Origin of the sequence: Aquamicrobium segne (assembly GCF_042656785.1) — a bacterium.
GTDB classification, from domain to species: domain Bacteria; phylum Pseudomonadota; class Alphaproteobacteria; order Rhizobiales; family Rhizobiaceae; genus Mesorhizobium; species Mesorhizobium segne.
On sequence record NZ_JBHSLL010000012.1, the window covers coordinates 33,474 to 54,530 of the forward strand.

Sequence of the window (21,057 nt, forward strand, 5' to 3'; positions counted from 1 at the left end):
TATTCACAAAATGCTCCAGGCAGGTGGATAATCAACTGGCGGCTTTGTCGGCAATTGCGGTGCCTGCCGCCCAGCCGGAGGCCCAGGCCCACTGGAAATTATAGCCGCCAAGCCAGCCGGTCACATCCACGACCTCGCCGATGAAATACAGGCCGGGCAGTTTTTTTGCCTCCATGGTGCGCGAATTCAGCTCATTTGTATCGACACCGCCAAGGGTGACTTCCGCAGTCCGGTAGCCTTCCGTGCCAATGGGATAAAGCTCCCAGTTTTGCAGAAACCGGGCAATTTCAGCCAGTTTCTTGTCGGATGTTTCCCCCAATATTTTGCCCCATTCCTGTGTTTGCGCCAGATGAGCAACAAGGCGTCGAGGCAGGATTTCACCAAGTGCGGTTTGAATGGTTTGGCGGGTGTTTGCCCGTTTTGCCTGATAAAGCAGTGCGCCAATATCTGTTTTCGGGCAAAGCGCAACCCGGATGGGGTTTGTTTCGCGCCAATAGGAAGAAATTTGCAAAATGGCCGGGCCAGAAAGGCCGCGATGGGTGAATAAAAGCGCCTCCTCAAAACCTGTTTTGCCACAGGAAATGCGCGCTGGGGCAGAAATGCCCGCGATTTCACGAAAACCGGCAAGCACATCTTCACCAAAAGTCAGCGGCACCAGCCCCGGCCTTGTTTCTGTTATGGCAAGTCCAAATTGCGTGGCAAGCTGATAGCCAAAGCCGGTTGCTCCCATTTTGGGGATTGATTTTCCGCCACAGGCAACCACAAAGTTGCGGCAGGTGATTTTTGCCGGGCTTTCTCCACCCAGTGTCACCACAAAACCAGCCTGGCTTGCCTCGATGTGCTCGCAATGGGTGGCAAGCCGCATGTGGCAGCCTGCTTGCTCCATTTCCTTGACCAGCAAGGTAATGATGTCTTTGGCGGAATGATCGCAGAAAAGCTGTCCCAGTGTCTTTTCGTGATAGGTGATGCCGTGTTTTTCAATCAGTGCGATGAAATGCTGCGGGGTGTAGCGGCCCAGTGCGGATTTGGAAAAATGGGGATTGCCGGAAATGAAGTTGCGGGCGCTGGTGCCCAGATTGGTGAAATTGCAGCGGCCGCCGCCGGAAATACGGATTTTTTCGCCCGGGGCTTTGGCGTGATCGATGATCAGAACCTTGCCTCCATATGCGCCAGCATGGATGGCGCACATCATGCCGGCCGCACCCGCCCCTAAAATCACAGTGTCAAAATGTTCTTGCCGCATGTTTTTCCTGAAAGTGTTTTAAGATTGTAGTGGCGCTTCAGGTCAATTCCGGCAAGGGCTTTACGTGTCAGGTTGAGGCGAAAAATTCAATCCGGGCGATAGCCGCCTTCGGCGTTGAGGAGGTAGCCCGGCTGGCAGGCGACCCGCACCGTGGTGATCGGTTCCAGTTCATTCCATGTCGTGCGCTGCATGATCAAAAGTGCGTTTCCGGGCTGCGTTTGTAAAAGTCTTGCTTCGCGCTTGTCGGCATTTGCGGCGGTAAACGCAATTTCGGCATGCAGATAGGGTGCGTTCTGCACCAGCCATTCATTGGCGTTGAGTTGCCAGAAGTCGAGCTTTTCCAGTCCCGGTGCGGCAGCAAGATTGATCCAGCGGTCTTCAAGCTGAAATGGGCGGCCATTGCCATAATGTATGGCGCGCATGTGAAGCAAAACGGTGCCTTGTGGAAGGCCAAGGCGTTTGGCGATCTTTGCAGGCGCCGGGCTGCGCCGCTGTGCTACGACGCGATGGCCATAGTCCATTCCAGCCCGTTCAACCTGTTCGCGTACGATGGAGATGGTCAGGGTCGCCTTACGGGCGGGATTTATGGTGACCCGGGTTCCGGCCCGGCGGCGGCGCTCAAGCAGCCCCTCATCGGCCAGCAATTGCAGGGCCTTGTTGACGGTCGCACGCGCTGCGCCAAATTCAATGGCAAGATCGGCTTCATCTGGAATGCGTTGCCCTTGCAGCCATTCACGCTCGATGATGCGGCGGCGGGCCTCATTGGCGATATGCAGCGCTTTGGGGGCTGTCGGACCAGCCGGTTTTGCGGGCATAATTGTCCTCCTTGTATCGGGGCGAGCTCTCCTGCCTTTCTGCCGATCTGTTTAAGTTTATACTTAGATCAAATATAAGTATAGACATAGAGCAAATCTTGTTGTTAATCTCGGTTTAGAAATGAGGGATGGTCACGGCGCGGCCCTCGTGTGGGTGGCGCGATCTGGAGACTGACATGAGCAAGCCGGTTGTGGTCGGATATGCCAAAAGCATGATGCGGGTCTGCGCATGAGCGGGCCTTTGCGGGGAATAAAGGTTCTTGATCTTTCGCGGGTGCTGGCCGGTCCTTATTGCACGGCGCTTCTGGCTGATCTGGGGGCGGAAATCATCAAGCTGGAGCCTCCGGCAGGTGATGATTATCGCCATGTCGGGCCCTTCAAGGAGAGGGAGAGCGCGCTTTTTACCCTTAACAATCGCGGCAAGAAGAGCCTGGCGCTTGATCTGAAAAAAACCGCTCATCTGAAGCTGGCGCAGGCGCTGGCTGCACGTGTTGATGTGGTGGTTGAAAATTTCCGACCCGGTGTCGCCGCCCGGCTGGGGCTGGGGGCGCAAGCCTTGCGTGCTGCCAATCCGCGCTTGATTTATTGTTCGATTTCCGGTTTTGGCCAGCAAGGGCCGTTTACCGATCTGCCCGCCTATGACCTTGTGGTGCAGGCCATGTCCGGCCTGATGGCGGCAACCGGTGAGGAGGGTGGCGCCCCGCTCAAGACCGGCGAAAGCGTGGCTGATCTTGTTGCCGGTCTGTTTGCGAGCTGGTCGATCAGTGCTGCACTGGTGCAGCGCAATGCAACAGGGCAGGGCGCAACCCTTGATGTCGCCATGTATGACGCTTTGTTTTCCATGCTGACCACCAGCCATGCCCAATATCTTTATGATGGGGTGGTGCCCGGTCGGGTTGGTAATCGCCATCCGCTGTCAACGCCTTTTGGCTGTTTTACAACCCGTGACGGGCAGGTTGTTATTGCCGTGCTCAATGGTGGCCAGTTTCAGCGTCTGGCGCAGCTTGTCGGCAAGCCGGAGCTTGCTGAGGACCCGCGCTTTTCAAGCGACAGCAGCCGCACGGAAAATGAACCGGCCTTGCGCGCATTGATTGAAGAATGGTCAGGCGGGCTGACCACTGAGGAAGCGGTTGCCGTTCTTTCGGAAAATGGCCTGCCGACGGCTCCGATCTGGGATATTGCGCAGGCTGCAAATAATGACCACGCCGCACAGCGTGAACTGATCAGCGATTTGCCGCATCCGGTTCTTGGGCAGGCTCCGGTGGTTGGCCAGCCGGTGCGCTTTGATGGGGTAAAACCTGTTGCTGCGACCTCTGCGCCGCGTCTGGGTGGCGATATCGAGGCTGTTCTTGAAGCTTTCGGGCTGGAGTTTCCACATGATGCAGATTGATGATCCCTGGCATATGCTGGCCGAAGAAGAGCGCATGTTCTGCGATATGCTGGAGCGGATCTGCGCTGAGAAAATTGCGCCGCTGGCGGCTGAAACGGACGAGACCGCACGCTTTGTCCATCAGCAACTGGCCGTCCTGGGCGAGGCCGGGATGATGGGGGCAAACCTGCCGGAAGTCTGGGGTGGCGGTGATATTTCAGCTTCGGCCCTGTTGCGGGCTGTTGCAATTGTTGCGGGTGCCTGCGGTTCTACCGCCTCGGCGCTGACAGCCCATTATCTGGCAACGGATTCCATCTTGATCGGCGCCAGCGAGGCACAGAAGCAGGAATGGTTGCCCAGAGCCGCTTCTGGTGCTGCATTGGGTGCTTTTGCCCTGACTGAGCCCACCGCTGGCTCTGATCCGGCTGACATGAAGACGCGCGCCCACCGCACGGATAAGGGCTGGCATCTGAAAGGCGCCAAATGCTTCATTTCCAATGGTGGCGTCGCTGATTTTCTTGTCGTTTATGCAATGAGCGACCCGGATAAGGGCCATCGCGGCATTTCGGCCTTTATCGTCCCCAAAGATACGCCCGGTCTGGAAGGGGGTGCACCTGAAAAGACCATGGGCCTTAAGGGCGGGCATGTTTTTACTATTGGCCTGGATTGTGAATTGCCGCATGATGCGCTGCTGGGCGAGGAGGGCAGGGGCTTTCGTACTGCCATGCAGGTTCTCGACAATGGCCGTATTGAAGTGGCAGCCCAATGTCTGGGCATGGCCAGGGCTGCAATGGATATGGCCATTGCCTATGCAAAAGAGCGTATCATTGGCGGTATGGCCCTTTCAGAGCGGCAGGGAATACGCTGGATGATTGCCGATATGGGACTGGCTTACAACTCAGCTTTGCTTCTGGCGCAGGAGGCGGCCCGTCAGCGCACACTGGCGCATAAGCAGGGCGGGCGTTTTTCACTGGCTTCGGCCCAGGCGAAACTGGGCGCTTCGGAGGCGGCTGGTAAAATAGCTGATACGGCGCTGCAATTGCATGGTGGCTATGGCTACACGCGCGACTTTCCCATTGAACGCATCAACAGGGATTTGCGCATCATGCGCATCTATGAGGGATCAAGTGAAATTCAACGCAATATCATTTCAGGCAATATGCTTGTCTGAACAGGCTGGTCGTGCGCTGAAAAATGAACAATAACGAGGTCTGACTTTCACGTTGTGAAGCCACGACATGAATGAACGCAGTCAATAAACCCAGTCTAAGGAGGAATAAAATGACACTTTCCAGAATGTTGAAATCGGCACTTGCCGGTATTGCGCTGATCGCACTTTCAGCGCCTGCCAGCGCCGACCAGCTCGATGACATCAAGGCCGCAGGCAAGATCGTCACCGCAACCGACATGCACTATGCCCCCTTCGATATGCTTGTCGATGGTGTCTATCAGGGCATGACCAAGGATCTGTTTGACGAGGTTTCCAAGGAAATCGGCGTTGAGCCTGTCTATCAGGACATTCCGTGGACGGCCGAGCTTCCCGGCCTTGAGGTCAAGAAGTTCGATATTGTCATTGCCCCGGTCACCATCACGCCGGAGCGTCTGGAGCGTTACACCTTCACCCTGCCGATTGCTGACGCCACCGTTTCGCTGGTGCGTGCAGCCGGAAACACCGAACTGACCAAGCCTGAAGACATCAAGGGCAAAACCGTTGGTGTTCAGCAGGGCACTGCACAGTTCCGCCAGCTTGAAGCCTATGCCAAGGAACTGGGTGGTGTAAACGTCAAGGAATATGGCACCACCGATGAGGCCTATGCTGATCTTGCCGCCGGTCGTCTTGATGCGGTTGCCGGCTCATTACCCAACCTGACCTATCTGGTGAAGAACCGCGGCGAAACCTTTGCCCTGTTTGAGCCAGCTTCCTTTGGCCAGCCGACCTATTTCTCATGGGTTCTGCGTAAAGAGGCTGACACGGAAAGCTTTGCCAAGGCAATCAATGACGCCATGCTGAAGATGACAGATGACGGCCGCGTCAAGGCCATTCAGGAAAAGTGGCTGGGCACCTACACTGAACTTCCGCGCGAAGTGCCGACCGAGTAAGATAAAAAGGGCAGGACTGTCCTGCCCATCTTTCTGCCGCCCGCGTGTTGAGCGGGCGGCGGTTGCAAATTGACGTGCCCGGATGAAGAGGCCCGATTTCAGATGTTTTCAATCCAGACCTTTCTTGACAGCTTCGGGCCGCTCTTTTGGGCGGCGCGCTACACGCTGTTGATTTCAGGGCTGGGCATTGCGCTGGGACTGGTTGCCGGGGCGCTGATTTGCGCCGCAGCCCTGTCCGGGGTAACCTGGCTGCGCTGGTTTGCAACCATATGGGTCAGCTTTTTGCGTGGTGTTCCGCTGCTGGTCCAGCTTCTGCTGGCTTATTATCTGTTGCCGGTGATCGGGATTGATGTTCCCGCACTTGTTGCGGCCGTGGTCACGGTCGGCATTTGTTCCAGCGCCTATGTTTCTGAAATCTGGCGTGGTTCCATCATTGCACTGCATGTCGGCCAGACCGAGGCTGCCACGTCGATCGGAATGCGTCCGCGAGATATCTGGACACGGATCATTTTACCGCAAGCCTTGCGCACTTCGCTGCCAGCGCTGGTCAATGAACTGATCCTGCTGGTCAAGGCGTCGTCGCTTGTCTCTGTCGTTGGCATCATGGAAATTACCCGCGCCAGTCAGGCGCAGGCGGCCACCACCTTCCGCCCGCTGGAAGTCTATATTGCGGCAGCCTGCATCTATCTGGTCATCAATCTGTGCTTTGCCGCACTCGGGCGTTACCTCGAACACAGGGTGGCCGTGTAATGGACCCGAGTATCCTGCTGCAATACTGGCCGATCCTGCTGAAGGGCTTTGGGCTGACGATCCTGTGCTGGTTGCTGGGCACTGTTTTCAGCATGATCATCGGCCTGTTGATCTCGCTGGCTCAGCGCTATGGACCGCGCCCGCTTCGATGGCTGTTGCAGGCCTATATCGAGATCATTCGCGGCACACCCTTTCTGGTGCAGCTTTTTGTGCTGTATTATGGCGGCCCGCTTCTGGGCCTGCGCCTTGATGCGCTGCCAGCGGGCATATTGGGGCTGAGCATTTATGGCAGCCCTTATTTTGCGGAAATTTTTCGTGCTGGCTATCTGGCGGTGCCGACTGGGCAGTTGGAGGCGGCACGCGCCATCGGCATGCCGGAACTGACGATTATCCGCCGCATCCTGTTGCCGCTCGGCCTGGTGTCGGCCTTGCCTGCACTGGTCAATTTTTCGATCATCCTGACCAAGGAAACGGTGATCTTGTCCATCATCACTGTTCCTGAACTGATGTATTCAGTGCAGCGCATGTCCACCGAAACCTTCCGCTATCTGGAAGCCAATTTCATTCTGGCGCTGTTTTTCTGGATGCTGGTCGAAACCATTTCGCGCTTCGGCCGCAAGCTGGAAACGCATCTTACCAAACATCTGGTCGAAAGGACGTAAGATGGCCCAAGCCGCCTCCGTCGAGATCCGCAAGGTCAACAAGTTCTATGGTCCTTTTCAGGCGCTCAAGGATGTTGATCTGTCCATTCCTCCGGGCAAGGTCACCTGTCTGATCGGCCCGTCAGGGTCAGGCAAATCCACCTTGCTGCGTTGTATCAATTTTCTGGAACAATATGATTCAGGCGAAGTTCTGATCGATGGCAAGCTGATCGGCTATGAAAGCGCTGGCGGGCGCAAGATGGCGGGCCGCAAGCTGCGCGATATGCGCCGCTCCATCGGCATGGTGTTCCAGCAGTTCAACCTGTGGCCGCATATGACAGCCCTTCAGAATGTGGCTGAAGGGTTGATCCGGGTGCGCGGCATGAAGAAGGGGCAGGCTGAGGCCCGCGCGGCAGAGGCGCTGGAAAAGGTGGGCCTTGCCGACAAGATGGGCAATCATCCGGCGCGTCTTTCCGGTGGCCAGCAGCAGCGTGTGGCCATTGCGCGCGCCATTGCCATGGAGCCGCGGCTCATGCTGTTTGATGAGCCGACCTCGGCGCTTGATCCCGAACTGGTGGGCGAAGTGCTCAATGTCATGAAGGCATTGGCGTCAGAAGGCATCACCATGGTTGTCGTCACCCATGAAATGGGTTTTGCCGCCCATGTCGCCGATCAGGTGGCGTTCATGGAAAAGGGTGAGCTGGTAGCCGTTGATGAGCCGGGCGGCATTCTGCAGCATCCGGAAGATCTGCGTATTCAGGCTTTTTTACGCACCTATCACGAGCGCAACAATTTTTAGCACTTGCGTTAAACAAGAATTACACCTTCAGGTTGTGAATCTTGGTGTGATACCATTTCAATTTTTGTAAGACATGATCTAGGGTCAGGACCTGTTAATTTGTTTAGAATGGTGTGAGGTCATTTGGTTGGATACAAGAAGAAAAGGCACAGGAAATGTTAACATTTTCAAGGCTTTTTGACGCTGTTGCCGACCAAATGAACCACATCCAAAGGACGCTGAAACGGCTTCAAACTGCCACGTCGAAGCCCTCGGTCGATAAAAACATATCGACCATCGGACTTCTCCTTGCATTTTCTTGCCGTTTCAAGCGCCATTCTGATCAAATTAACAGGTCCTGACCCTAAGTTCACTTTCCGATTGTCGGAGTTGAGCCTTCATGTGGGAAATCCTTGCGGCCTATTGGCCGCATTTGCTTGCCGTGCTTTCGGTGGTGGTTGCGGCTGTGGCTGGCAGCCATGCAGCCATGACCAAGGATGAGGTTCGCTCGGCCATTGGCTGGGTTGGTGTGATCCTGCTTTCGCCTTTTGTCGGTGCGCTGATCTATATGGTTGTCGGCATCAACCGCATCCGGCGCGGCAGTCTGGCGGCAGAACGTTCGGCGGCTGGCCATAAGGATGCCGCACACCCCGAAGTTGATGTCAGCCATAAAATGGTGGACGATATTTTTGGCCCAAGATTTGCCGCTCTTAAAAATGTTGGCAATGCGCTGACCCATCACCGGATGGTGGCGGGCAACACAATCAATATGCTCAAAGGTGGTGACGCGGCCTATGCGGCAATGATCGACGCCATAACCGGCGCCCGCCGCAGCATCTTGCTGGAAACCTATATATTTGACCATGACCCGATTGGCCTGCGCTTTGCCGATGTGCTGATTGCAGCGGTCAAACGCAATGTTGAGGTGCGCGTGCTTATCGATGCGGTCGGCGCACGCTATTCAGTACCCAGCATTGTTGATTATCTGCGCGCGGGCGGGGTCAATGCTCGCGTTTTCAATGGCCGTATTATCAGCGGGTTGCGCCTTCCCTATGCCAATTTGCGCACCCACCGTAAAATCCTTGTCGTCGATGGCAGGGTGGCCTTTGCTGGCGGCATGAATATCCGACAGGGTTTTACCAGCGAGTTTGCTGGAGAAGCCAGCGCGCGTGACACACATTTTTGTGTGCGCGGGCCGGTGGTTGCCGATATTTTTGCCATTGCTGCCGAAGACTGGGATTTTGCCACGGGTGAGGAACTGGAAGGTGAAGCATGGCATATAAAAGATAGCGGGGCAGAACCCGGCATGCCGGTCTTCATGCGCGCCCTTCCTTCCGGGCCTGATGCCAGCCTTGAAACCAATCACAAGATGCTGATGGGGGCGTTTTCGGTCGCCAGCAAGACGATCCGCATCATGTCGCCTTACTTTTTGCCTGACCGCGAATTGATCAGCGCTTTGACCACGGCCGCCCGTCGTGGCGTGGCCATCGATATTGTGGTGCCTGCGCTCAACAATCTGATGCTGGTTGACAGGGCCATGACCGCCCAGTTCGATCAGGTCTTGCGCAGCCAGTGCCGGGTCTGGCGCGCCAGCGGCCCGTTTGAACATTCCAAGCTGTTGGCAGTTGATTCCACATGGGCTTTTGTTGGTTCTTCCAATCTGGACCCACGTTCGCTGCGGTTGAATTTCGAGATTGATCTGGAAGTGCTGGATATGGATTTTTCCAAAGAAATCGACCAGCGCATTGTTGCTGCAATGGAGAATGCAACGCCGGTCAAACTTGCCCAGTTGCGCGCCCGTCCGTTTCCGGTGCGCCTGATCGACCGCATCTTGTGGCTGGGGTCCCCATATCTTTGATGGAAAATAATTCTATACATATCAGGCGTTGCACTGTGAATGCTGCCTTCCTACCTTGGGGTGGCGGCTTGCGGCGATGCACAGGTAACGACAAGAGATAATGCAAAAACGCGGTAACGTATTTTCAGACAGCATTCTGGCCAGCAGCATTCTGGAGCGTCTTCGGATCCGTACGGATACGCCCGCCCATATGCCTGTCGCGGCGCGCAGCGATCGCCCGAGCCTGGTTGTGGCCTCCTATAATGTCCATAAATGCGTGGGCACTGACGGGCGTTTCGACCCTGAGCGCATTGGCCAGGTGATCCATGAAATCGGCGCTGATATTATTGCGCTTCAGGAGGCCGACAAGCGGTTTGGCAACAGGGAAGGGCTGCTTGATCTGACCCGGCTGGAGAATGAGGCCGGTCTTGTGCCTGTGCCGGTGTTTGGCAAGGCGCAAGCACATGGCTGGCATGGCAATGTCGTGTTGTTCAGGCGTGGTGTGGTGCGTGATGTGCACCAGCTTAAGCTGCCGGGTCTGGAGCCGCGCGGAGCACTCATGACCGAGATTGATCTGGAAATGGGCGGCAGCCTGCGCATTGTTGCGGCTCATTTTGGTCTTTTGCGTCATTCGCGCCGGTTGCAAGCGCGCAGCATTCTTGACCTTATGAGCGATCGCAGTGAAACACCCACCCTTTTGATGGGCGATTTGAATGAATGGCGGCTCAATAACCGCTCGGCCCTTTCGCTGCTTGAAGAAGCCTTTGGCCCCCTGCCACAGGCGGTGCCAAGTTTTCCCTCGCGTCTGCCCTTGCTGGCGCTGGACCGTATCATTGGCAATCGTTCGGGTCTTGTTTCACCCATTATGGTGCATGACACGCCCTTGGCGCGAATTGCCTCGGACCATCTGCCGATCAAGGCTTTTGTCAGCCTGCCGGATGAGGACAAGGGCAGATTGCTCGACACGCAGCGCATGTGAGTGATGGCGCTGGAGCCTGTGATCAGCTAGAAAGCTGAGAGTGTTAAGTGCTGCTTTCTATTATCTGCAATTCGAGGTTTTCCATGACCATGCATTCCGTGCCAGCTTTCCCGATTGATGAGGTCAGGCAGCGTTTTCCTGCCTTGTCAGGATTGGAAAATCCGCCGGTTTATCTCGACAATCCGGCAGGCACGCTGGTGCCGCAGCAGGTGATTGATGCGGTCGCACAGGCCATGGCAAATGCGACCCATAATCTGGGCGGTTATTTTGACGGCTCCAAACGCGCCGGAGCTCATTGGCTTGCCGCCCATCAGGCCATGGCCGATATGCTGGGGGCGGCCTCTTACCGTGAGATTATCATCGGTCAGAGCATGACAGCGCTGACCTTGCATCTGTCGCGCTCTATCGGGCGCTTGTTCAGCCCCGGAGATGAAATCATCGTTACCCGCATGGATCATGAGGGCAATGTCTCGCCATGGCTGCTTTTGGCCCGAGATCTTGGGCTGGTGATAAAATGGTTGCCCGTCAACCGCCAGAGCTGGCGTATTGAGCCCAAGGATCTGAAGCCGCTATTGAACGAGCGCACGAAATTGCTGGCGCTTAATTTTTCCAGCAACATGACCGGCTCGGTCAATGATGTGGAAGAACTCGGCGCGCTGGCAAAAAAGGCGGGAGCGCTGGTCTATGTCGATGCCGTACAATTGGTGCCGCATCATTTGCCGGATGTGCAGGCGCTGGGCTGCGATTTTCTGGCCTGCTCATCTTATAAATTCTTTGGTCCACATCTTGGCGTGTTGTGGGGCAGGCAGGAATTGCTTACCCGCCTGGAGGCTTACAAGGTGCGCTGTGCGACTGAAGAACTGCCGGGCCGCTTTGAGGCGGGCACACCGCAGACCGAATTGCTGGCCGGACTGGCGGCCACGGTTGATTATATGGAATGGCTGGGAGAGGCGAACGGGCATAGCGGAACGCGCCGTGAAAAGCTGCTGGGTGCCTATCGCAGCTTTGCTGCCTATGAAGACAGGCTGACCCGCCACCTGATTGAAGGGCTGATGTCGCTTCCCGGTGTAACAGTTCAGGGCATTACTGATCCGGCTGCATTAAAACATCGTGTGCCGACGGTTTCCTTCACCCATGCCAGCATTTCGACCCATACAATTGCTGCCGGACTGGCAGAACGAGGCATCTGGGCATGGTCAGGGCATAATTATGCGCTGGAACTGTGTGGCATGCTTGGTCTTGATGAGGAAGAGGGCGTCGTGCGGCTGGGAATTGCGCATTATAACACAATGGCTGAAATCGAGCGCACGCTTGAGGTGCTGGGCGCGCTTGTTAGCCAGCAGGTCATACCAGCCTGAATTTTAAAAAAAACGGAGCGGCATTGATGGACATTCAGGGCGCGGGGCCGGGCTGGTTGTCGGGCATATTGGAGCCATTCAAACTGGTGAGGCCGCTGCAACAGCTTGGCGGCGAGCATGATCTGAATTTTCGCGGGTCCACCGCAAGCGGTGACATTATTGTCAAAGCCATGCGCCCCGGTGCAGATGTCGATTTCGTTCAAGCCCAATGCGCAGCCATTGCCAGCGCTTTGACAAAAGACCCGGATCTGCCCTTGCCGCAGCCGCTTGGCCTTGCCAATGGCGCGTTGTGGCAAACAGTGCAGGATGATGCAGGGCACAGCCGCATTGTCTGGGTGCAGAAGGCGCTGAGAGGTATCGCCATGGGGGATGCCGGGCCGCAGCCACCAGCTGTATTGACTGAACTGGGTTCTTATGCTGCACGGCTTGATCTGGCCATGCAGGATTTTGTGCTGAAATCCGGGGCCGCAGCCGACAAATGGAACCTGTTGGAAGCTGGCTGGATCAAAAACCATTTTGACATTTTGGAAGGCGAGCGCCGCAAGCTGGTTGAAGCCATTGCTGCTGAATTTGAAAAGCTATTGCCTTCTTTATCGACCCTGCCGGTTCAGACCCTTCACAATGATTTCAATGATTATAACATTCTGGTTGCCCCAAAGCTGACAGAGCCGACACAAATCACCGGCATTATCGATTTTGGTGATATGGCAAATGCGCCGCGCATATGCGGGCTGGCCATTGCGGGCGCCTATGCTGTTCTGGATCAGGAAAAGCCCGAACAGGCGCTGGCGGCGCTGGTTGCGGGCTATCATGCCGTGTCGCCTTTAAGTGCTGAAGAGATCGATCTGATCTGGCCGCTTTTGCGCATGCGGCTGGCGGTCAGCGTGGTTAATTCGACCATTGAGATGACGGAGCGTCCTGACGATGCCTATATTGTCATTTCGCAAGCGCCCGCCTGGCGGTTTTTGGAAAACCGGGCGGTTGAAGGTGAGTTGATGGGGGCAAGGTTGCGCCGGGCTTGCGGCTTGCCCGTGACGGATCAGGCGCAGAAAATATGTGACTGGCTTGATCGCAGGCGTGGGTCTTTTGCACCCGTGATCGGTATCGATCTTGATGATGCCGGAACGGTAAGTCTTGCTGTTCAAGACAGCATCCTGCCGCAAAATCCCTTTGCGCTACGGGCTGATGAAGCCCGCCACCTGACCGGTCTTGAAGAAGGGGTGATCAGCCTTGGCCGCTATGGTGAACCGCGCCTGATCTATACCGATCCTGCGTTTCGCAAAGGCCCATGGAAGGCATCGCCCCGGCGCACAATGCATATGGGGATTGATATTTTTGCACCTGCCGGGCAGCCGGTTCATGCGCCATTGGCCGGGCGCGTTGCGATGCTGGCCTATCGCGCCAGCCCGCTCGATTATGGCGGGGTCGTTATTCTGGAACATCGCACCGATGCGGGCGATGTGTTTTATGCGCTTTATGGCCATCTTGACCCGGCCGTAAGTGAAAGCCTGAAAGTGGGTGATGAGGTGGCGGCAGGAGCTGAATTTGCTGCCCTTGGCGCACCGCAAGGCAATGGGGGCTGGGAGCCGCATCTGCATTTCCAGCTTGCCTTGACGCTTGACGGCATGGGCCATGACTGGCCGGGTGTGGCCGACCCTGACGACTGGTTTTTATGGCAGGCGCTGTGCCCCAATCCGGCGGCATTGCTGAACCTTCCCGATGAGCGGGTGGCCTGTGAAATTCTTGACACGCAAGCTGTGCTTGCTGAGCGAAAAACCCGTTTTGCTTCCAATGTGAAGCTCAGCTATCGCCGTCCCGTGACCTTCCTGCGCGGCTGGCGTCATCATTTGTTTGACGAGCGCGGCAGGCCCTATCTGGATGCCTATAACAATGTGCCGCATGTGGGCCATGCCCATCCGCGCATCCGGGCGGTGGCCAGTGAGCAGCTTGCGCGCATGAACTCCAATACGCGCTATCTGCATCCAGCGCAGATTAAGCTGGCGCAGCGCCTGACGGCCAAATTGCCACCGGAACTGGAAATCTGTTTCTTTGTCAATTCAGGCTCGGAAGCCAATGAACTGGCCCTACGGCTGGCGCGCGCAGCCAGTGGCGGTTACGATATCATCACGCCCGATCACGGCTATCATGGCAATACGACCGGCGCGATTGATATTTCGGCCTATAAATTCAACAGGCCGGGCATGAGCGGGCGCAAGCCCTGGGTGCATCTGGTTGATGTCGCCGATGATTATCGCGGGCGTTTTCGCCGTGACGATCCGCAAAGGGCGCTGCATTATGCGCAGCAGATAGATGCGGCCTTGGATGAGATTAGGCAAAATGGCGGCAGACTTGCCGGTTTCATTGCTGAAACCTTCCCAAGCGTTGGCGGCCAGATCATTCCGCCGGAAGGCTATTTGGATGAAGTTTACCAGCGCATCCGGGCGGCTGGCGGCATTTGTATTGCCGACGAGGTGCAGACCGGGCTGGGGCGGCTTGGCGATTATTATTTCGGCTTTGAGCAGCAAAAGGTGCGGCCCGATATTGTGGTTCTGGGCAAGCCGCTGGGCAATGGCCATCCGGTCGGCGCTGTCATCACCACGCGTGAAATTGCCGAGCGCTTTGCACAAGGGCCGGAGTATTTTTCCACCTTTGGCGGCTCCAACCTGTCCTGCCTGATTGCCTCTGAAGTGCTCGACATTGTTGAAGATGAGGCCTTGCAGGAAAATGCACGGGCGATGGGGGCGCGGCTGCTTGGCGGAATGCGAGAATTGGGCGCGCGCCATGAAATCATTGGCGATGTACGCGGCTTTGGCCTGTTTACCGGACTTGATCTGGTCAAGGATCGTGAAAGCCGCGAACCGGCAACTGAAGTGGCTGATTATGTGATGAACCGCCTGCGCGATTTGCGCATTCTGGTTGGGCGCGAGGGGCCGCAAGATAATATATTGAAGATCAGGCCGCCGCTGACCATTGAGGCCGAGGATGTCGATATGCTGCTTGACCGGCTGGATTTGTGCCTGAAAGAGGCAGGCTCTGCCCTGTTTGCTGCGACCTAACCACACATTCCCAATTGGCCACACCTTGTTTTAAAGAGGTATCTAATATGCCTCTTTAAAACAAGGTGTAAAAGATTGGAAAGGGGCGTGCCATGCGCCTGACACTGCATACCGATTATGCGCTGCGTATGCTGATTTATGCGGCGCTGCGGCCTGAGCGTTTCTGCACGGTCAGCGATGTTGCGCAAGCCTATGGGCTTTCGCGCAACCATTTGCTCAAAGTTGCGCAAAGCTTGCGTGAACATGGCTTTATCGAGACAATTCGCGGTCGTTCCGGCGGCATCAGGCTGGAACGGGAGCCGGAGACCATCGGCATCGGTGCATTGGTGCGGCTGATCGAGGATGATTTTGCACTGGTGGAATGTATGCAGGCGCAAGGCAATCAATGCGTGATTTCGCCCTGCTGCAAATTGCAGAAAATGCTTTCAGAAGCGCTTTGCGCCTGGCTGGCCGTGCTCGACACATACACGCTGGCCGATATTTTACACGACAGGGACCAGTTCCGGTTTCTGCTGAATATTGAAACAACTGCCGCTTAAGCGCTGATTTTGACTAAGGAAAAATCCATGAAAGGACGCCCGGCTCCCCAGCGGACCATTATAGTGGACGGCAAGCCATTGCCGCAGGTTCTGGATGAGGCGATGATTGTCGCCGTCGTTCATGGCTTTTATGACAAGATCCGCAAGGATGATCTGCTCGGGCCGATTTTCAACGGAGCGATTGCTGAAGCGGACTGGCCGCCGCATCTCAACAATATGTGTGATTTCTGGTCGTCGACGCTGCTGCGCACAGGGCGCTATGAAGGGCGGCCATTGCCACCGCATCTGGCATTGCCGGGATTGGGCAAGGAGCATTTCCAGCGCTGGCTTAGCCTGTTCCAGACAACAGTGCATGATCTATGCCCGCCCGAAGTGGCGGAATTGTTCATGGACCGCGCCATGCGCATTGCGCATTCCTTCCGTCTGGCCATTGCCTTTAATCGCGGGGAGGATACCACGCAGGTCCAGCCGATCCTTCAGGAGGTCTTGTGATGGCCACAGATGCAAAACGTCTGGACCTTGCCGCACAACGCCGACGCGCGGCAGAAGGGCCTGCTCTTTTATCTTTTGGCTTCAGACCGTTTTTCCTGCTGGGCGGCTTGAGTGCGGGTCTGGCAATGCTGGTCTGGCTGCCGATTTTTACCGGAACAATAGAAACCTCCAGCGCATTTTCGCCCGTTGACTGGCATGTGCATGAAATCATGTTCGGCTATCTGGCAGCTATTATCACCGGCTTTTTATTAACCGCTATCCCCAACTGGACCGGGCGGCTTCCGGTGCAGGGCGCGCCGCTGCTGGCTCTGGTTCTTGCCTGGCTTGCAGGGCGCTTTGCCGTTTTTTTCTCTGCCGAGATCGGCTGGGTTGCGGCGGCATTCATTGACTGCGCCTTTTTGCTGGCTGTCAGTGCAGCGGCTGCAAAGGAAATTATTGCCGGGCGCAATTGGCGCAATCTGATGGTGGTCATTCCCGTTACCGTCTTTTTTCTGGCCAATGTGCTGTTTCACCTTGAAGCAGGCTTTGAAGGGACAAGCGATTATGCGCGCCGTCTGGCCATTGCTGCCGCCGTCATACTGATCCTCATCATTGGCGGACGCATTATTCCAAGTTTCACCCGCAACTGGATGGTGCGTGAAAATCCGGGCAAGTTGCCGGTTCCGTTTAACGGGTTTGACAAAATCGTGCTGCTGGTCTCCACACTGGCGCTGCTGATGTGGAGTTTGGCTCCTGAGAACTGGATTTCCGGTGTGCTGTTACTGGCGGCCGCCTTGCTCAATTTTATCCGGCTGGGGCGCTGGGCGGGCGAACGGTGTTTTGGTGACTGGCTCGTTTTGATCTTGCATATTGGCTATCTGTTCGTGCCGGTGGGGCTGCTGCTGGCGGGCCTTGGTGCGTTTGATCTGGCTGATGTTCCTGCAATTGCTGCCCTGCATGCTTTTGGAATTGGAGCAATTGGCATCATGACGCTGGCGGTGATGACACGCGCCACGCTTGGCCATACCGGGCGCGATCTTAAGGCGGATATGGCGACGCAAGCAATTTATCTGGCCATTATCTTGTCTGCCGTGACGCGCATCATGGCTGCCTTCATCCCGGAAAATATTCACTTCCTGCATTTGTCAGCCGGTTTCTGGTGCCTTGCCTTTTTCGGGTTTTGCCTGCGCTATGGTCCCATGTTGCTGCGCCCCAAATTGCGCGCCAAGGCTGTTTCGCAGCCACAGGGAAAACCGGCATGACACGTGATGCAGCGCAAATGGTGATCTTGCGCGATGCAGCGGGCGAGTTCACACTCGATGCCGAATTTCTGGCTGGCCATTTTGACTGGCCGGTGGAAGCCCTGCGCAATTATATGCGCCGCGGCATGGTGGCGAGCACAGTTGAGCGCGGGGAGGGTGAGGATGAGGGCAGGTGGCGTTTAAGTGTGCGCTGCGGCAATCGCCGCTGGCAGGCCATTGTCAATGAGACTGGCGCCATCCTGTCCGAGCAGATCGAAATCGTGCCGTTACAGGCAGGCGGCGGCTGATGGACAGGGACACTATAATGGCAAGCAAAGCCGGGATTGAGGCTATTGCCCGGGAATCTTATGAGCGCTGTCATCCGGGTGACAGTTTTGCCGATCTGCTCCACCGGGCGGGGTTTTCCAGGGAAGACCGCTTTTTGCGTGACCAATGGCTGGATTATGCGCGGAAACAGGCTGAACAGGCCTCGGCATGATAATTTTACAAACGTGAAAATAAAAATGGCGGGAACCGATCCCGCCATTTTTCTTTATGTGCCTATGCGACAGGCAGACCGCGCTCGATCAGCCGCGCCAGCCTTTGTGAAAAGGCTCTGGCGTCCACCGGGCGGTCACCATCCAGCACCCGCGCCTCATCATAAAGCAGATGGGCGACATCGCTGCGGAAATCTTTCTCGCTCTCGCCAAGCCTTGCCAATGCTGCAATGCGAGGATGGTGCGGATTGACTTCCAAAACCGGTTTGGCGGTTGTGTCCAGCCGGCCGGCAGCACTGAGCAGCCGTTCAAATTGCCGGTCGGGTGCATTTTCGGGGGCGACAAGGCAGACAGCACTTTCGGTCAGGCGGTCAGAGGCGCGCACATCCGATACAGCCTCATCGAGCGTTTTTTTGATGAAGGCAAGAAAATCATTCACTTCAGATGAAGCTTCTGAAGTGTCAGGTTTTTGTGTGTCGGTCAGTGCAATATCGGCAAGCTCTGCACCGCCTTGCGTGACAGATTTGAAAGGCTTGCCTTCAAATTCGGGGGCATTGGCGGTCCAGAAAGCATCAATGGGGTCGCTCAACAGCAGCACTTCAATGCCGCGCGCTTTGAAACCTTCAAGCTGGGGCGAGCTTTCCAGCCTTGTGCGGTCGTCGCCGCTCATGAAATAAATGGCGTTCTGGCCTTCCTTCATGGCAGTCACATAATCGCTCAGCGCACGCGGCTTGTCACCGGAGGTGGTGGAGGCAAAGCGCACCAGCTTCAGCAATTGTTCGCTGCGTTCAAAATCCTCATAAAGCCCTTCTTTAAGAACCGCGCCGAAATTCTCCCAGATCTTGTCATAGGCTTGAGCATCATTGTCGGCCAGTTTGATCAGATCATTCAGCACTCGGTTGGTGACACCCTTGCGGATGGCGGCCAGAAGCGGATTTTGCTGGATCATTTCGCGTGAAATGTTGAGCGGCAGGTCGGAAGAATCGACCACCCCGCGCATGAAGCGCAGATAGCGCGGCACAAGCTGAGCATCATCGGTAATGAAGACGCGCCGCACATAAAGTTTCATATGGCCGCTGCGGTCGGGGTCGAACAGGTCAAAGGGGCGTGAGCCGGGAATAAAGGCCAGCACATTATATTCCTGACGGCCCTCGGCACGGAAATGAATGGTGGCGGCAGGCTCGTCATATTGCCCGGCAACGCTGCGGTAAAAGTCGGTGTAGTCCTGTGGCGTTACTTCGTTTTTGGATTTGACCCAAAGTGCGGTGCCATCGGTGATCTGGTGCGGTTCGGCATCGGGCTTGTCGGTCAGGCTAACCGGCACCGGCACATGGCCGGAATGTGATTTGACCAGTTGCTCAAGCTGGTAGGGTTGCGTGTAAGAAAGCGCATCTTCCATCAGATGCAGCACCACGCGCGTGCCGCGTTTGGGCGCATCGTCAATATTGGCAGCCCCGAGCGAATAAGAGCCCTTGCCGTCAGACAGCCAGCGCCATGCCTCATCGGAGCCAGCGCGGCGCGAAATCACCTCGACCTGATCGGCAACCATGAAGGCAGAATAAAAGCCGACACCGAACTGACCCACCAGTTCGGCCTTTTCGCCACCCTTGGCTGCTTCCAGCCGCTCCATGAAAGCGCGGGTGCCCGAGCGGGCAATGGTGCCCAGCGCCTCGTTCATCTCCTCGCCATTCATGCCAATGCCATTATCTTCGATGGTGAGCGATTTCTTTTCAGGGTCGGCAAAAATGCTGATGCGAGGTTTTGGGTCATCGCCCAGAAGGTCAGGCTGGGTGATGGCCTCATAGCGCAGCTTTTCGCAGGCATCGGCTGCATTGGAGATCAGTTCGCGCAAAAACACATCGCGGTCGGAATAGACCGAATGCACCATCATGTGCAGAAGGCGCGCAACATCGGCCTCGAAATTTCTGGTTTCCATTTTTGTGGTCGTCATGGTGGCGTGTCCCTGAATTGTCCGGCTTTCAGATGACGATATGAGTATGGATTTTCAAGACTTGAATCAGATGCTGTCGATCCTATGGCAGAAGATCAGACATAAAAAAGGGCAGGCAAAAATGATTTTTGCCTGCCCTTTTTCTCAATCATTCAAAATATCTTACAGAGCGTGATCGTTGTCGCCTTCGCGTATACGGGTTGGAAGGCCGATCCTGCCTAAAAGATCAAGGAAGGGGCGCGGCGGCAGTTCTTCAATATTGGCCATTTTCTTCACGTCCCATTCGCCGGTGGCAACCAGCATGGCGGCAGCCACGGCAGGCACGCCCGCCGTATAGGAAATGCCTTGCGAGCCGACTTCCTCATAGGCCTGTTTGTGGTCGGCCACATTATAGATGAAGACCTCGCGTTCCTTACCGTCCTTCACGCCCTTGACCAGATCGCCGATACAGGTCTTGCCCGTATAGTCAGGTGCCAGTGATCCCGGATCAGGCAGTACGGCCTTGACCACTTTGAGCGGCACCACTTCCAGCCCTTCAGCGGTTTTGACCGGCTTTTCAGACAAGAGGCCAAGATTGTTCAATACGGTAAAAACATTGATGTAATGATCGCCAAAGCCCATCCAGAAGCGCACATTCGGCACTTTCAGGATTTGTGAGATCGAATGCACCTCGTCATGGCCGGTCATATAGGCCTTTTGCTTGCCAACGACCGGCAGGTCCCATTCCTTGCCGATCTCGAACATCTTGTTTTCGGTCCACTTGTTGTCCTGCCAGGACCAGACGCGGCCGGTAAACTCGCGGAAATTGATTTCCGGGTCAAAATTGGTGGCAAACCAGCGGCCATGGCTGCCGGCATTGATGTCGATAATGTCGATGGATGAGATGCTGTCGAAATAATCATCATAGGCAAGCTTGGCATAGGCGTTGACCACACCCGGATCAAAGCCTGCACCCAAAATGACGGTGACGCCTGCCTTTTCAGCTTCCTCACGGCGCTTCCACTCATAATTGGCATACCATGGCGGCGTCTCGCATATCTTGTCCGGGTCTTCATGAATGGCGGTGTCGATATAGGCCGCCCCGGTTTCGATACAGGCCGACATGACGCTCATATTGAGGAAGGCCGAGCCGACATTGATAACGATTTTTGCGCCGGTCTTTTCAATCAGAGCCTTGGTTGCCGTCACATCCATGGCGTCGATCTGGTGGGCTTCAAACAGGCTTTCTGTCTTGAAAGCCTTCTTTTCCCGGACGGAGTCCACGATGGACTGGCACTTTGCAAGGGTGCGTGAGGCGATATGGAGATCACCAAACACATCGTTGTTCTGCGCGCATTTATGCGCCACAACCTGCGCCACGCCGCCAGCGCCGATGATGAGCACGTTTTTTTTCATTCCGGGGGATATTTCCTTCTGTTTGGAGTGAGGGTCT

At 55.9% G+C, this 21,057-nt stretch carries 19 protein-coding genes; 15 read left to right on the plus strand and 4 right to left on the minus strand.

Annotated features, from left to right (window positions below; all coding sequences use genetic code 11):
• Positions 1 to 31 precede the first annotated feature (31 nt).
• Positions 32 to 1,243, minus strand: coding sequence for a BaiN/RdsA family NAD(P)/FAD-dependent oxidoreductase (locus tag ACFPLB_RS03320; RefSeq protein WP_378227848.1), 1,212 nt, complete (start codon positions 1,241 to 1,243; stop codon positions 32 to 34).
• An 86-nt stretch (positions 1,244 to 1,329) separates the two neighbouring features.
• Positions 1,330 to 2,058, minus strand: coding sequence for a GntR family transcriptional regulator (locus ACFPLB_RS03325; RefSeq protein WP_378227849.1), 729 nt, complete (start codon positions 2,056 to 2,058; stop codon positions 1,330 to 1,332).
• 229 nt (positions 2,059 to 2,287) lie between these two features.
• On the opposite strand from ACFPLB_RS03325, the gene ACFPLB_RS03330 reads away from it, so the two are divergent.
• The 15 genes from ACFPLB_RS03330 (at position 2,288) to ACFPLB_RS03400 (ending at position 17,676) form a co-directional block, all read left to right on the plus strand.
• Positions 2,288 to 3,448, plus strand: a complete 1,161-nt coding sequence (locus tag ACFPLB_RS03330; RefSeq protein ID WP_378227850.1) for a CaiB/BaiF CoA transferase family protein — start codon at positions 2,288 to 2,290, stop codon at positions 3,446 to 3,448.
• Positions 3,435 to 4,598, plus strand: a complete 1,164-nt coding sequence (locus ACFPLB_RS03335) for an acyl-CoA dehydrogenase family protein (protein ID WP_378227851.1) — start codon at positions 3,435 to 3,437, stop codon at positions 4,596 to 4,598. Before ACFPLB_RS03330 ends, ACFPLB_RS03335 begins: the two co-directional genes overlap by 14 nt.
• Positions 4,599 to 4,708: 110 nt before the next feature.
• Positions 4,709 to 5,527 carry a transporter substrate-binding domain-containing protein gene (locus tag ACFPLB_RS03340; RefSeq protein WP_378227852.1) on the plus strand — a complete coding sequence of 273 codons (819 nt, stop codon included), beginning with the start codon at positions 4,709 to 4,711 and terminating at the stop codon, positions 5,525 to 5,527.
• 102 nt (positions 5,528 to 5,629) lie between these two features.
• Complete coding sequence (locus tag ACFPLB_RS03345; protein WP_378227853.1) at positions 5,630 to 6,277, plus strand: amino acid ABC transporter permease; 648 nt, start codon at positions 5,630 to 5,632, stop codon at positions 6,275 to 6,277.
• Positions 6,277 to 6,939, plus strand: a complete 663-nt coding sequence (locus tag ACFPLB_RS03350; RefSeq protein ID WP_378227854.1) for an amino acid ABC transporter permease — start codon at positions 6,277 to 6,279, stop codon at positions 6,937 to 6,939. Before ACFPLB_RS03345 ends, ACFPLB_RS03350 begins: the two co-directional genes overlap by 1 nt.
• Position 6,940: 1 nt before the next feature.
• Complete coding sequence (locus tag ACFPLB_RS03355) at positions 6,941 to 7,717, plus strand: amino acid ABC transporter ATP-binding protein (protein ID WP_378227855.1); 777 nt, start codon at positions 6,941 to 6,943, stop codon at positions 7,715 to 7,717.
• Between the two features lie 379 nt (positions 7,718 to 8,096).
• Positions 8,097 to 9,554, plus strand: coding sequence for a phospholipase D-like domain-containing protein (locus tag ACFPLB_RS03360; RefSeq protein WP_378227856.1), 1,458 nt, complete (start codon positions 8,097 to 8,099; stop codon positions 9,552 to 9,554).
• Between the two features lie 100 nt (positions 9,555 to 9,654).
• On the plus strand, positions 9,655 to 10,512 hold the full coding sequence (locus ACFPLB_RS03365; RefSeq protein WP_378227857.1) for an endonuclease/exonuclease/phosphatase family protein: 858 nt from the start codon (positions 9,655 to 9,657) through the stop codon (positions 10,510 to 10,512).
• A gap of 83 nt (positions 10,513 to 10,595) precedes the next feature.
• Positions 10,596 to 11,870: a cysteine desulfurase-like protein gene (locus tag ACFPLB_RS03370; RefSeq protein WP_378227858.1), complete on the plus strand. Its 1,275-nt coding sequence runs from the start codon at positions 10,596 to 10,598 to the stop codon at positions 11,868 to 11,870.
• Positions 11,871 to 11,896: 26 nt separating this feature from the next.
• Positions 11,897 to 14,926, plus strand: coding sequence for an aminotransferase class III-fold pyridoxal phosphate-dependent enzyme (locus ACFPLB_RS03375; protein ID WP_378227859.1), 3,030 nt, complete (start codon positions 11,897 to 11,899; stop codon positions 14,924 to 14,926).
• Positions 14,927 to 15,018: 92 nt separating this feature from the next.
• A complete protein-coding gene (locus tag ACFPLB_RS03380) occupies positions 15,019 to 15,465 on the plus strand; it encodes an RrF2 family transcriptional regulator (RefSeq protein WP_378227860.1) in 447 nt (148 codons plus the stop codon).
• 27 nt (positions 15,466 to 15,492) lie between these two features.
• Positions 15,493 to 15,957 (plus strand): group III truncated hemoglobin, encoded by a 465-nt coding sequence (locus tag ACFPLB_RS03385; RefSeq protein ID WP_378227861.1) that lies wholly within the window; start codon positions 15,493 to 15,495, stop codon positions 15,955 to 15,957.
• On the plus strand, positions 15,957 to 17,198 hold the full coding sequence (locus ACFPLB_RS03390) for an NnrS family protein (RefSeq protein WP_378227862.1): 1,242 nt from the start codon (positions 15,957 to 15,959) through the stop codon (positions 17,196 to 17,198). Before ACFPLB_RS03385 ends, ACFPLB_RS03390 begins: the two co-directional genes overlap by 1 nt.
• Positions 17,195 to 17,485, plus strand: a complete 291-nt coding sequence (locus ACFPLB_RS03395) for a DUF6522 family protein (RefSeq protein WP_378227863.1) — start codon at positions 17,195 to 17,197, stop codon at positions 17,483 to 17,485. The genes ACFPLB_RS03390 and ACFPLB_RS03395 overlap by 4 nt, the downstream gene beginning before the upstream one ends.
• A gap of 17 nt (positions 17,486 to 17,502) precedes the next feature.
• Complete coding sequence (locus tag ACFPLB_RS03400; protein ID WP_378227864.1) at positions 17,503 to 17,676, plus strand: hypothetical protein; 174 nt, start codon at positions 17,503 to 17,505, stop codon at positions 17,674 to 17,676.
• 62 nt (positions 17,677 to 17,738) lie between these two features.
• Here the strand turns inward: ACFPLB_RS03400 and htpG are convergent, their stop codons facing one another.
• Both htpG and ACFPLB_RS03410 read right to left on the minus strand, forming a co-directional pair.
• Positions 17,739 to 19,625 (minus strand): molecular chaperone HtpG, encoded by a 1,887-nt coding sequence (gene htpG, locus ACFPLB_RS03405; RefSeq protein ID WP_378227865.1) that lies wholly within the window; start codon positions 19,623 to 19,625, stop codon positions 17,739 to 17,741.
• Between the two features lie 162 nt (positions 19,626 to 19,787).
• Positions 19,788 to 21,020: a saccharopine dehydrogenase family protein gene (locus tag ACFPLB_RS03410; RefSeq protein WP_378227866.1), complete on the minus strand. Its 1,233-nt coding sequence runs from the start codon at positions 21,018 to 21,020 to the stop codon at positions 19,788 to 19,790.
• Positions 21,021 to 21,057: the final 37 nt, after the last annotated feature.